Origin of the sequence: Rhodanobacter sp. Root480 (assembly GCF_001426645.1) — a bacterium.
GTDB classification, from domain to species: domain Bacteria; phylum Pseudomonadota; class Gammaproteobacteria; order Xanthomonadales; family Rhodanobacteraceae; genus Rhodanobacter; species Rhodanobacter ginsenosidimutans.
In genome coordinates, this window is the sequence record NZ_LMEX01000002.1 from 812,639 (window position 1) to 824,477 (window position 11,839).

Below are 11,839 nucleotides of genomic sequence, written 5' to 3' on the forward strand. Positions count from 1 at the left end.
CACCGGGCTACACATGCTGAAGAATGTTGATGAGCTTGCCGAGTGGATCCCTGACATAGAACCGCCGAACGCCCCACGGCTCACTGGCGGGGCCGTACTCTACGGGAATCTTGGCTTTCTGGACTCGGCGCAAGGCCTCATCAAGATCGTCTACCTCAATGGACAGGTCAGGTACTGGAGTGCCAGAGCCGCCTTGACTGGCAAAGCTGACTTGTACTCCCATTTTGGTGGAACCAGAATACGTGCGAATCCAGCCATGATCCATGGCAAGTTCAAGGCCAAGAATGTTCCGATAGAAATCATCCGCCTCAGACGGCTCGGACGTCCGAATGTTGGCAATGATTCGTTTGACTTTCATGTGCTCCCAGAAGTGCTGACTGCGTGCCCTAACGCTAATTGGCCGAACAGACTCAATCTTTAAGGATTGAAGCCAACACGGATAGAGCAACCATGCATATGAGGCCAAGTACGAAATTAAGAAGAACAACCCCGCCAACAATTAGAGAAAGAAGCCCAATTAATTGAGCCCTTCGCCCACTGAGGCTAAAACTGGATTGCTCGCCGTCTTCGACTCCGAACGTCATTGTCTTAAACAATAAGCCGCTTATGCCGCCGTAGATGCAGAAGGCGCCAAGGATGTAGCTTGCAACGGCCCATGTGTGTTCCATTGGTACCTAACGCTGGAGTTAAGCGGCGGCGAAGCCGTCCGCCTTGGACGAATTGTTAGGTGCTGCTACAGCCAGACGTACGCAGCGCCGTTGACCAACTGCTTCCGCGCCTCTGCTGAGAGCCAGGGATAGCTTGCTGAAAGACGACCATCTGCGAGTGAGCAGCCGTGAGCTAGGTCTGTGCAGGTAGACCAGCCAACCGCGTCTATAGATGTAGCCCAGACGTGCGCAAACTCGGCACGTGCACTAGGACCCAGCAACGAAGACACCGTTGGGTAGAACTCCGAGGGACATGCCCAACCATCAAAGCTTTCAATGGTGACTACAAGATCGCGATGCACTTCCATTGCGACACCTAACGCTGGAATTGAGCGGTGGCGTAGCCGCCCGCCTCGAATGAACTGTTAGGCCGAAGCCCGGTTGAGCGAATTTGCCGATGCGACTGCTGTTGCAAAATTGGCAACAAAGGCAATGCTGATGAAACGCTCATCGTTGAACTCATACATATAACGCCAATCTTTAAAGGCTTCTCGTACATGATTCAATTGGCCCGCAAATTGTGGCGCCTCCATGCCCATACGGCCAAAGATATCCATCTGGACCTCGTCCGGCAATTTATTGAAAAGCTTTACCAAGTCATGCCCGCGCGCAGTCTTCCCAGCTTGAAGTAAGAGCGCTTTTAGCCCGACTTCCGCGGAGAACGCGGCGCAAACGAGCGCGGGAATGAACATTGCCTCACTTTTTCCGCTTTGTATCGTTTCATCCATGCAGCGCCGGTAGGCCTCAAGAAAGGCCGTTGATGTCATGCGTGCGTGGGGTGGGTACATGTTGCTGCGGCCTAACGCTGGAGTTAAGCGGCGGCGAAGCCGTCCGCCTTGAACGAATTGTTAGGTGAGCGGTGCCAAGCCCTGCCCCATCACTTCATCTCTGATTGCTTCAAGCTTCAGAGGCAAACTCAAACCCTGATTGTAGCGACTCAAGTAGGGAGCGTGGATGACGATTTGCCCGGCTAGAAGATCCGCCAAGCGTTCAGCGATCCCGGCAATCGGCGAACTCTTCGACCACAAAAACACGTCACACTCATTGTTGTATTGGGCGCCGATAGAAAACGCATTCCGTGTGAGGTTTGAGCTACCTACAATGCCAAACGATGGAACGCCTGACGATGAAGCGATGAACACCTTTGCGTGCCAACTCATGCCCGGCTTGTATAAGCAGGAAATGTTTGCACCTGCGGCGAGCATGTTTGCTTTGAAGTTCTTGTACGACTGCTTCCATGCGTAGTTGTGTATGCCGACAGTAGTGAGCTTAACGCCGCTGGTAGCGCAAGCGGTGCCAAGCTGCTGCTCATTGCTAGCTTGATACGTAGATCCCTTGAAATTCTCTTGAAAGAAACCGGAGCACAACAGCGCATTATCAATTCGACTTGAGCTGAGCGCGTCAACTATGGCGTCGCGAAATGCGTTCACGATGCCGGAAGTCCGCAAAACGATGGCAATTGGCATTCAATGTTTCCAAGCTCATCTAACGCTGGAGGTAAGCGGCGCGCGGCTTTTCGCGCGTCCGCTTGACTGACCTGTTAGGCCATGGGAGCGGCCAGGTGTGAATATGCGAGGTTTGCAACTACGGCTCCACGAGCGGATCAGCCGGCGCGTGCGATGCCGCCAGACGCGCTGATTGAACCGCCTTTAGCGCCATGCTTTTTGATGCGTAACCTCTGCCGCTCGTTGCAACTGGGACGGCAGATGGCGAGTTGGAAACGATTAGATGCCAGCGCCAAAGATTCCCGTCTTTGAACACCACGAAGCGATCTCCCTTGCCAGTCATCCCTTTCACTGTCCGTTCCCCTGCTGTGGGTGAGGCCTAACGCTTAAGTTGAGCGGCGGCGGAGCCGTCCGCCTCGAACGCATTGTTAGGCTTTGCCCGAGCCGTAACGGGTTGAGAGGTGGAAAATGTACCCGCCAATGCCACCTCCGATTGCCGCCCCAATGGCCGAATGCCCGTTAAGCTTGCCGATGTGCCCGCCCGCTGCGCCACAGATACCGCACGCTACGAGACCAAGCCATGGTTGCCAATGCCCAAACACGTTGCGAAGGTTTTTCATCTATTGAGCCTAACACCTGAGTTAAGCCGCGCCGCGAAGCGGCGTCGGCTTGGACGAATTGTTAGGCCGCAGCCCCGCTGCCCCAGCTTACGGCGCTGTTGGCTGAGATGCCTTGGGACCCAGTTGTTGCTCAAGGAGGGGGGCGAGGTCTCGACCCCCGGTTACCGGCGTGGCCTTGGCACACATGTCCGCGGCGGGGCCACCCAGCCATTGTTCATACGGGTCCGTCTTGATCGTGGCGAAATCCGCCCACTCCGCCTTTGCTCCGGTGCCGATATGCACCTGCCCGCAGAGCAAGTAGCTGCGCGTGCCCGTATCCGTTTCGCGGAAGCGCAGCTTCACGTGCCGAAAGCCGTCCGGCTGTGGGCCGTGAGACGCAAAGTCGGAAACCGTGTACGCGGCGATAGAGTCCTCTAGGCCCTCGACATAGGAATTGTTTCCTTGCGCGCCTGCGACTGTAGAGGCGCTGAGCAGCAAGGCAAGAGCTAAGGGGCGGAGCCTGAAAAGCTGCGGCATCGGGACTGTCCGTTACGGTGGAATAAATCAGCTGTGGGCGCGCTGCAGACGTTTCAATGCGGCCTAACGCTGGAGTTGAGCGGCGGCGCAGCCGTCCGCCTCGAACGAAATGTTAGACGGCTCGCCGATTGTGAGTGATGGAAAAATGGTGCATGAATGACTTTGCTTCAGCTTCTTTTCCCGCCACCAAAGCTACCTGGTAGCCTCGCCCACGAATCTAACATGTCCACTTTTTTAAGGCGCTTCTTTGGTTTCTTGGTTTCGACGATTGCATGTGCCGATGCGCTAACCGGCTTGGTGCCAGACTTTAGCCGGGCCGGCTTGGCCTTTATGACATCCAGGATCTTCAACGAGCCATTGGGTGCCGAAGCTGATTTGGTGAATGTGGGCACACCCTTTACATCCGCATACTCAAGGGCTGCTCTTGAGCAAAACCAGCCAACGGCAGAATAAAAATATTGAGAGCTAGTCAGTGGCCTTAGAAGCTTGACTATATAGCTATGGTCGCCATGCGCCACAGAATGGGTGGCTGCATATTCAGCCATACGCGAAAATTCCGTGGAGGTGACTAGCTTCTCGATGTTTAAAAACTTAGCCAGATCTTCGTTGGCCAAGAGGTTGATGAGTTCCTTGGACTGATCCATTTGTACAACCCGTATATGACGAGGTCATGGTGATGTCTAACGCTGGAATTAAGCGGCGGCGGAGCCGTCCGCTTGAATGAGATGTTAGGCGCTCCGACGCTAGCAGCGCACGCTAACGATGAACGCCAGAACCGCAATAACGAAGGATGCTGCTGCAAGCCATGTGGCCCACAGGAATTGGTTACGCGCCTCCCTGAGTTGCGCGATTGCTGAGGCGAGTATAGGAAACTGCACTTGATGCCGGTCGCTAGGCATCGCGTCTTCCTTGAAATGGAAGAATGGAACCTCACTACCGTCGGAACGGATGATCCGATACTTGTGGTCTAGGTAGTAGTAAAGCCGGCCATGAATTATGTCGCCGTCGATCTTGAAGTGCTTGGCAATCGCGGCGATGTCGATTGGCACATAGACCTTGGTATCCCGCTCCGGAGAGTCCCGAGAGAACGCGGCAAATTCACCGTAGTAGCGACGGTAGATCTCTTCAAGCACTTGCAGGTCAGTGGGTGGCCGCTTCATAGGTTGATTGGAGCCTAACGCTAAGTAGACCCCGAAAATGAGGTGTTGCATCGAGTATGCAGTCCGGCTCCTGGCCGCACAAGCGAGGGATTCCGCGACAGATCATGGGGTTGCGCGGAGGCTCTGCGATCAGCCGTTGCATACCTTCCCTTGTTGTCCGCCACTTTTTCGGGTGTATGAGTTACACCGGCAAAATAGGGATGTAACGGGCTCTCTCCATATCATCACTCGCGCAAGAACGGTTGCTCGGGCTGAACGACGTCCACGCCCAGGGGCGCGTGATCAGCAGGTGTCAGCCGCGATCAATAGGTGTGTACTCAATAAAAGTGGCGCCGGATCGATCACGGGCACCTTATTAGGTTGACGACGGCTCAGTCGCTGCAGCGAGCTAACTCGTCATATCGCTGCCGCCAAACGCGACGGCTTCGACTACTGCCGCGTCGGCAGCTCCGACACGCCCGCCTCGCCTTCCAGCAACGCCGGAGCCGGCCCGGCCACGGCCAGCAACGACATCGCGTAGCCGTCCTCGATGCTGATGGTCGAAACCTCATCCCACGCAAAGAACGAAGCCTCGCGCATCCACTCGGCGTCGGGGCTGAGTTCCTGCATGGTGAAGCCGTCTTCCTCGACGGCGACGAGGCGGCCGATGTAGCAGACTTCAGCCTCGTCTTCGCTGTCCACGTGCACGCCGATGACGGGCGACTGGGCGCCGGCGGCCTGGACGACGTCGCGGATGTTGTCGAGCGGGAAGCCGCGCGGGGGGCGCGGCAGGATGTGTTTCAGCGCCAGGGCTTTCTCGAAGAAGGCGTGGTGCTTGTCGGGGGCTTCCAGCTCGGAGATGTCGCGGTGCCGCATGATGTACATGCCGTCGTAGGTGATGCCGTCGCCGACCACCCACAGCAGGAAGAACTCGCGGCCGACGCCGCCCACGTAACCGCAGAAGCTGCCGTGCTCCAGCTCCTCGCGCCATAGCCGCACGAGGGTCTGCTTTTCTTGCGCTTCGCGCAGCTGGGCGCGCTGGCCGGTGCTCTTGAGTTCAATGATGTTGCTGTTCATGACGGTCATTTTAACAGAGCGGGCCCTTGGGCTTGTTTAAAGGATGTAGCGACTGAGATCCTCGTCCTGGGCGAGACTTTCGAGGCTTTTGTCTACGTGTTCGGCGTCGATGCGGTAGTTTTCACCGGACTTGTCGGCGGCCTCATAGGAGATTTTCTCCAGCAGCCGCTCCATCACGGTGTGCAGGCGGCGGGCGCCGATGTTTTCGGTGCGCTCGTTGACCTGGAACGCCACCTCGGCCAGCCGGTCGATGCCGGAGTCGGTGAATTCCAGCCCCACGCCCTCGGTGCCCAGCAGCGCCACGTATTGCTTGGTGAGCGCGTTGTGCGGCTCGCGCAGGATGCGCTTGAAGTCGTCCACGCTGAGCGCGTTCAGTTCCACCCGGATCGGCAGGCGGCCCTGCAGCTCGGGGATCAGGTCGGACGGCTTGGCCAGCGAGAACGCGCCGGAGGCGATGAACAGCATGTGGTCGGTCTTGATCGGGCCGTACTTGGTGGACACGGTGGAGCCTTCGACCAGCGGCAGCAGGTCGCGCTGCACGCCTTCGCGACTGACGCCGGCATGGCCGTGGTCGCCGCGTTGGGCCACCTTGTCGATCTCGTCGATGAAGACGATGCCATTCTGCTCGGCCGCTTCCATCGCCTGCGCGCGCAGCTCCTCGTCGTTGAGCAGCTTGCCAGCCTCTTCGTCGATCAGCAGCGGGCGCGCGGTCTTGATGGGCAGCTTGCGGCTCTGGGTCTTGGCACCGCCCAGATTCTGGAACATCTGGCGCAATTGCGAGCCCATCTCCTCCATGCCCGGCGGCGACATGATTTCCACGCCCACGTTCATGGCGAAATCCAGCTCGATCTCGCGCTCGTCCAGCGCGCCTTCGCGCAACTGCTTGCGCAGTTTCTGGCGGGTGTCGCTGTCGATCGCGGGCGCGGCGGCGGCGTCATGACTCCAGTCGGTAGGCTGGGCCTGGCGGCGCGGCAGCAGCGCGTCGAGGATGCGGTCTTCGGCGCGGTCCTCGGCCTGCGTGCGCACGCGCTTGACCGCCTGCTCGCGGGTGAGCTTGTAGGCCACGTCGGCCAGGTCGCGGATGATCGATTCCACATCCTTGCCCACGTAGCCGACCTCGGTGAACTTGGTGGCCTCCACTTTCACGAACGGCGCGTTGGCCAGCGTGGCCAGGCGCCGCGCGATCTCGGTCTTGCCCACGCCGGTGGGGCCAATCATCAGGATGTTTTTCGGCGTGACCTCGTTGCGCATGTCCGGCTCGAGCTGCATGCGCCGCCAGCGGCTGCGCAGCGCAATCGCCACGGCGCGCTTGGCGTCCTGCTGGCCAATGATGTAGCGGTCGAGTTCGTTGACGATTTCGCGGGGGGTCAATTCGGACATGAGGTCACCGGGAAGAGGAGTTTTCGGCCGTCGTCCCGGCGAAAGCCGGGATCCAGTGTCGTTGCCGTGAAAGGCGCTGGATTCCGGCTTCCGCCGGAATGACGGTGTGGGATCGAGGCGGCTTACAGTTCTTCGATCGACACGTTGTGATTGGTATAGATGCAGATGTCGCCGGCGATCTTCAGCGCCTTTTCGACGATGGTGCGGGCGTCGAGTTCGGTGTTTTCCAGCAGGGCCATGGCGGCTGATTGGGCGAACGGGCCGCCGGAGCCGATGGCGATGAGGCCGTGCTCGGGCTCCACCACATCACCGTTGCCGGAAATCAGCAGGGACACCTCCCTGTCGGCCACCGCCAGCATCGCCTCGAGCTTGCCGAAGCGGCGGTCGGTGCGCCATTCCTTGGCCATTTCCACGGCGGCGCGGGTGAGGTTGTTGTTGTGCTTCTCGAGTTTTTGCTCGAACAGTTCGAACAGGGTGAAGGCGTCGGCGGTGGCGCCGGCGAACCCGGCTACCACATCGCCCGCCTTGCCCAGCCGGCGCACTTTGCGCGCGTTGCCCTTCATCACCGTATTGCCCAGTGTGACCTGGCCATCGCTGCCGATGACGACGCGTCCTTCGCGGCGAACGCAGACGATGGTGGTGGCGTGGAACGATTCCATGGGGGCTCCGCGAGTCGTTGGCTTGGGCCGATGAGATGGGTTCGATAGCGGGGTGGATCAAGAGCGGCCCCTCCCCAGCCCTCCCCTGCGAGCAGGGGAGGGAGCAGAGCGCGGGGTTTGTCGCCTGTGCATGCAGCGCCGAGGACGGGAGGAGGTTGTGGGCTGATCGAAGACGACGAACATGAAAGTTCGAGGGCACCATAATCTCCTCTCCCCATTTGGGGAGAGGACACAGGAGAGGGGGCGGTGCTTGCGGGGGAGTGTGGAGGAAGAGGGTTTATGGCGGCGTGGCTGGCTTCGTTGGGAGCTTTGCGGCGACGTGATCCGCTTCGTTGGAGGCTTTCCCGCGGCGTGTGCCCCTCTCCCCTGCCCTCTCCCCGCAGGGGAGAGGGTATTACGGCTTTTTTGTGACGTTGAGGCGCGGCGTTTGCGGTTTGCCGCTCGCTTTTCGCGTATCGCGTTACGGCTTCCGCTTGGCCCTTGGATGCGCCGCGTCGTACACCTTCGCCAGGTGCTGGAAATCCAGATGCGTATAGATCTGGGTGGTGGCGATGTCGGCGTGGCCAAGCAGCTCCTGCACGGCGCGCAGGTCGCCGGAGGATTCCAGCATGTGGCTGGCGAAGGTGTGGCGCAGCAGGTGGGGGTGGACGTGTTTGGGCAGGCCCAGCGCCAGCTTGTTCATGCGCAGCTGCACGGTGCGCGGGTTGATGGGGGCGCCGCCGCGGCCGCGGAAGATAGGGCTGTCCGGCGGCATGCCTTCGGCGGCGCCCAGCGCACGCAGCGCGGTGATGGCCGGGCGGCCGACGGGCACTACGCGGGTCTTGCTGCCCTTGCCCAACACGCGTACTTCGCCGCCGTCGAGGTCCAGGTCGATCCAGCGCAGGTTGACCAGTTCGGACAAGCGCAGGCCGCTGGAATAGAACAGCTCCAGCATGGCGCGGTCGCGCACGGCCAGCTTGCCGCCGCTGTCGGTTTCCACCAGCGCGCCGGCTTCGTCCACGTCCAGCACTTGCGGCAGTTTGCGGCGCACCTTGGGGCCGCGCACGCCGGCCATCGGGTCGTGCGCCAGCGCGCCTTCGCGGATCAGTTGGCGGAACAGGCTGCGGCAGGAGGAGAGTAGCCGCTGCAGGCTTTTCGCAGCGAGGCCCGCGCGGTGTTCGGTGGCAATGAACGCGCGCATGCGGTTGGGATCAAGCGCATCGAACGTGGCCACGCCCTGCGCCTCCATGAAGCGCAACAGCTTGGCCAGGTCACGGCGGTAGGCGTCGACCGTGTGCGCGGACGCCTGGCGCTCGCTGGCCAGGCGCTGCAGCCACGCGTCGACCTGGCTGGCGGGGCTCATTGCCGGCTCAGAGGTTGTGAAAAATCCGACCGCCGTAGCGAGAGCGTCGCCGGGCGCCCGTGACAAGGTGCGGGGGTGGCAAATCCGGGGAGTTTGGTGAACCAAATGACCCGGATTTGCCAGCCGCGCACCGCCGACACGGGCGTTCGGCGGCGGTCGCAGTAGGCGGGCGGCTTTTTCACAAGCTCTCAGGCAACGTCCCGTGCGCGCGCCAGGGCGGCGGTGACGGTGGCGGCGATCATCTTCAGGAACAGCGTACCCATGCCGGGCTGGAAGCGGTCCGGGTCCTTGCTGCCGATGGCCAGCATGCCGGTGTGGTCCAGCCGCATCACGGCGGCGGAATGCACGTGATCGGCGTCATCGCCGAACAGCCGCTCCAGTTTCTGCGGCGACAGACGGCCGGAAACGGGCTCGAGCTGTTGCAGGAAATCGGCGAACTCCGGCAGCTCGGCGGCGCCGCCGGGAATCTGCTGCAGCCACGCCGCCCGCGGCAGTTCCGGCTGGTTGCCGAACAGCAGCAGGCGCACCTGGTCGGTGTGGAAATCGGCACTGAGCTTGGCCACCACGCTGCGCGCGGTGACTTCCACCGTGTTGGCGCGCAGCAGCGCCACGGTGAGCGCATGCACGCGCTCCATCAGCTTTTCGTTGTCGGCGGCGATGGCGATAAGGTCGGCCAGTCGCCGCTCCAGCTCCGCGTTCTTGTCGCGCAGGCTCTGCAATTGATACATCGCCAGCGACGCCACCGCGCCTTTTTCGTGCGGCATGGTGAGTTGCGCGGCCAGTTCGGGGTAGTCGCTGAGGAACTGCGGGTGGCTTTTCAGGTAGGCAGCGACCACGCGGCCCTGGGTGGCGTCGTCGAGCAGCGTTTCGGTCATGCGCGGTGATCCTCGGGGCTACGGGTGGCGGCAGAAACGATCCGCCAGCGAACGGCCAGTGTGCGATGGACGCCGCCGCGCTTCAATGGATGACGTCGACGGCCAGCCATTCGCCTTCGAACACGAACGCGGCCGGGCCGGTCATCCACAGGGGCTGGCCGGGGCCGGCCCAGTCGATCTGCAGCGCGCCGCCGGGCAGGTCCACCGTCACTGACTCGTCGACCTCGCCGCGCGCACGCAGCACCGCCATGGCGGCGCAGGCGCCGGTGCCGCAGGCCAGCGTCCAGCCGGCGCCGCGCTCGTGCACGCGCAGGCGCAGATGGCCGCGATCGACCGATTGCACGAAACCGGCGTTGACGCCTTCGGCAAAGCGCGAGTGGACGGACAACGCCGGGCCGATGCGCTCCAGCGCGGGCGCGTGCAGGTCGGGCACCGGAATCACGGCGTGCGGGTTGCCCATCGACACCGCGCCGATGCGCAGCGCCTCGCCATCGGCATCGATGACGTAATCGGCGGCGACGCCATCGGCCTGGAACGGCAGCCGCGCCGGATCGAACTGCGGCTCGCCCATGTCCACGGTGACACGGTGCGGATCGAGCACGCGGATGGTGACCGCGCCGGAGGGGCTTTCAATGCGCACATCCTCGCCCAGCGCCAGCGCGCCGGCGCGATGCAGCCATGCCGCCACGCAGCGCACGCCGTTGCCGCACTGGCCCGAGGGCGTGCCGTCGGCGTTCCAGATGCCGTAGTAGAACGCGCACGAGGGGTCACGCGCCGGCTCCACGCTGAGCAACTGGTCGAAGCCCACGCCGGTGTGGCGGTCGGCCAGCGCGCGGATCTGCGCCACGTCCAGCGCGAACGGCTGCTGGCGGCAATCCAGCACCACGAAGTCATTGCCGATGCCGTGCATCTTGGAAAACGCCAGGGACATGACTGTCCTCAAAGCTCGGTGGCGGGGAGCGTAGCCGTGCCCGCTGGCGTAGATGGCATGGCAGCCCCAGCCGGCGCGGGCGCGGGCAGTGCACTGCTCGCCGGCGCGGGCGCCGGTGCGCTGGCCGGCTTGGCCGGCGGCATCACCAGCGGACCCTTCAAGCCGCAGCCGGCAAGCGCGGTGACGGCGAGGCAGACGGGTAGCAGTAGGAGGGATCGGCGCATGTCGGTATCCGGAGGGCGGTGGAGGCGCCACGGCGCCAGACTCGCCGCAGTATAGCGAGCCGCCCGCGGCGCCTGCCCGCTGCCTTCATCCCGCTGCCGTTATCATGCGCGACTGCATTCGCGCATCACGCGCAACGAGGAACCACGATGGAATGGAGCACATGGCTGCGCCTGCCGACAACCGTGCTGCTGGTGCTGGCGGCGCTTTTTGCGCTGGCCACGCTGGTGCAACTGGTGATGGTGCGCCAGCGATTGCACGGCGGCCAGCCGTTTGCAGCCAGCGGGCGCGCGCTGCTGTGCCTGCTGTTCTTCGCGCTGACCGTGGTGCTCGGCGGCATGGGTTACGCGCTGCGCGGCTACCGGCTGCTGGCGCAGGAGAGCCCGGTGGTGGATATCGACGCGCGCATCCTGTCGCCGCAGCGCTGGGCGCTCACCTTGAGCTGGCCCGACGGCAGCACGCGGCAGGTGCAGTTGGCCGGTGACGACTGGCGGGTGGAGGCGGTGGTGCTGAAGTGGAAACTGCCGGCGCTGCTGAGCGGTCTGCCGCCGCTGTACCGGCTCGATCGCCTGTCCGGCCGCTACGACGATCCGGAACAGGAAGCCACCGCACCGCGCACGGTGATCAGCTTTCGTTCGACCGATGGTTTCGACCTGCTGAACCTCAAGCGCAGCTATCCGCAATGGCTGCCCGAGGTGGATACCGTCTTCGGCAGCGGCGCGTATCTGCCGCTGGTGGATGAGGGGCATTACAGCGTCAGCTTGATGCGCACCGGCGCGCTGGTGGCACGGCCGGATGAGGCGACGGCGGCGCGTATCGCCAGCCCGTTGTGACGACGCTGTTGCTCCCCGCTGCGCGGGGGAGCTGCCCGGAGGGCTGAGGGGGCTTTTCGTTCCTGCGGGAAAGCCCGGATCAAAAGCGCCCTC

The 11,839-nt window shown here is 62.4% G+C and carries 14 protein-coding genes; 1 reads left to right on the forward strand and 13 read right to left on the reverse strand.

Going from position 1 to position 11,839, the window contains the following annotated elements:
- Positions 1-7: 7 nt before the first annotated feature.
- The 13 genes from ASD22_RS10660 to ASD22_RS16425 form a co-directional block, all read right to left on the reverse strand.
- Positions 8-358, reverse strand: coding sequence for a VOC family protein (locus ASD22_RS10660; protein WP_056084194.1), 351 nt, complete (start codon positions 356-358; stop codon positions 8-10).
- Positions 359-1,072: 714 nt separating this feature from the next.
- On the reverse strand, positions 1,073-1,435 hold the full coding sequence (locus ASD22_RS10665; RefSeq protein ID WP_056082833.1) for a HEPN domain-containing protein: 363 nt from the start codon (positions 1,433-1,435) through the stop codon (positions 1,073-1,075).
- 120 nt (positions 1,436-1,555) lie between these two features.
- Positions 1,556-2,173: a phospholipase D family protein gene (locus ASD22_RS10670; protein ID WP_056082836.1), complete on the reverse strand. Its 618-nt coding sequence runs from the start codon at positions 2,171-2,173 to the stop codon at positions 1,556-1,558.
- A 686-nt stretch (positions 2,174-2,859) separates the two neighbouring features.
- Positions 2,860-3,288, reverse strand: a complete 429-nt coding sequence (locus ASD22_RS10675) for a hypothetical protein (RefSeq protein ID WP_056082839.1) — start codon at positions 3,286-3,288, stop codon at positions 2,860-2,862.
- Between the two features lie 167 nt (positions 3,289-3,455).
- Positions 3,456-3,932, reverse strand: coding sequence for a hypothetical protein (locus ASD22_RS16715; protein WP_156458990.1), 477 nt, complete (start codon positions 3,930-3,932; stop codon positions 3,456-3,458).
- 99 nt (positions 3,933-4,031) lie between these two features.
- A complete protein-coding gene (locus ASD22_RS10680; RefSeq protein ID WP_082520221.1) occupies positions 4,032-4,499 on the reverse strand; it encodes a hypothetical protein in 468 nt (155 codons plus the stop codon).
- 378 nt (positions 4,500-4,877) lie between these two features.
- Complete coding sequence (locus ASD22_RS10685) at positions 4,878-5,513, reverse strand: hypothetical protein (protein WP_040671089.1); 636 nt, start codon at positions 5,511-5,513, stop codon at positions 4,878-4,880.
- Positions 5,514-5,540: 27 nt separating this feature from the next.
- Positions 5,541-6,884 carry an ATP-dependent protease ATPase subunit HslU gene (gene hslU / locus ASD22_RS10690; protein ID WP_056082840.1) on the reverse strand — a complete coding sequence of 448 codons (1,344 nt, stop codon included), beginning with the start codon at positions 6,882-6,884 and terminating at the stop codon, positions 5,541-5,543.
- Between the two features lie 122 nt (positions 6,885-7,006).
- Positions 7,007-7,543 carry an ATP-dependent protease subunit HslV gene (gene hslV, locus ASD22_RS10695; protein ID WP_056082845.1) on the reverse strand — a complete coding sequence of 179 codons (537 nt, stop codon included), beginning with the start codon at positions 7,541-7,543 and terminating at the stop codon, positions 7,007-7,009.
- Between the two features lie 460 nt (positions 7,544-8,003).
- Positions 8,004-8,885: a tyrosine recombinase XerC gene (gene xerC / locus ASD22_RS10700; protein WP_056082848.1), complete on the reverse strand. Its 882-nt coding sequence runs from the start codon at positions 8,883-8,885 to the stop codon at positions 8,004-8,006.
- 188 nt (positions 8,886-9,073) lie between these two features.
- Positions 9,074-9,760: a DUF484 family protein gene (locus ASD22_RS10705; protein WP_056082851.1), complete on the reverse strand. Its 687-nt coding sequence runs from the start codon at positions 9,758-9,760 to the stop codon at positions 9,074-9,076.
- Between the two features lie 82 nt (positions 9,761-9,842).
- Entirely contained in the window at positions 9,843-10,691 is an 849-nt protein-coding gene (gene dapF / locus ASD22_RS10710) for a diaminopimelate epimerase (RefSeq protein ID WP_056082854.1), read from the reverse strand.
- 8 nt (positions 10,692-10,699) lie between these two features.
- Entirely contained in the window at positions 10,700-10,915 is a 216-nt protein-coding gene (locus tag ASD22_RS16425; protein WP_082520222.1) for a lipoprotein, read from the reverse strand.
- Between the two features lie 147 nt (positions 10,916-11,062).
- Between ASD22_RS16425 and ASD22_RS10715 the strand changes: the two genes are divergently transcribed.
- Complete coding sequence (locus ASD22_RS10715; protein ID WP_056082856.1) at positions 11,063-11,746, forward strand: hypothetical protein; 684 nt, start codon at positions 11,063-11,065, stop codon at positions 11,744-11,746.
- Positions 11,747-11,839: the final 93 nt, after the last annotated feature.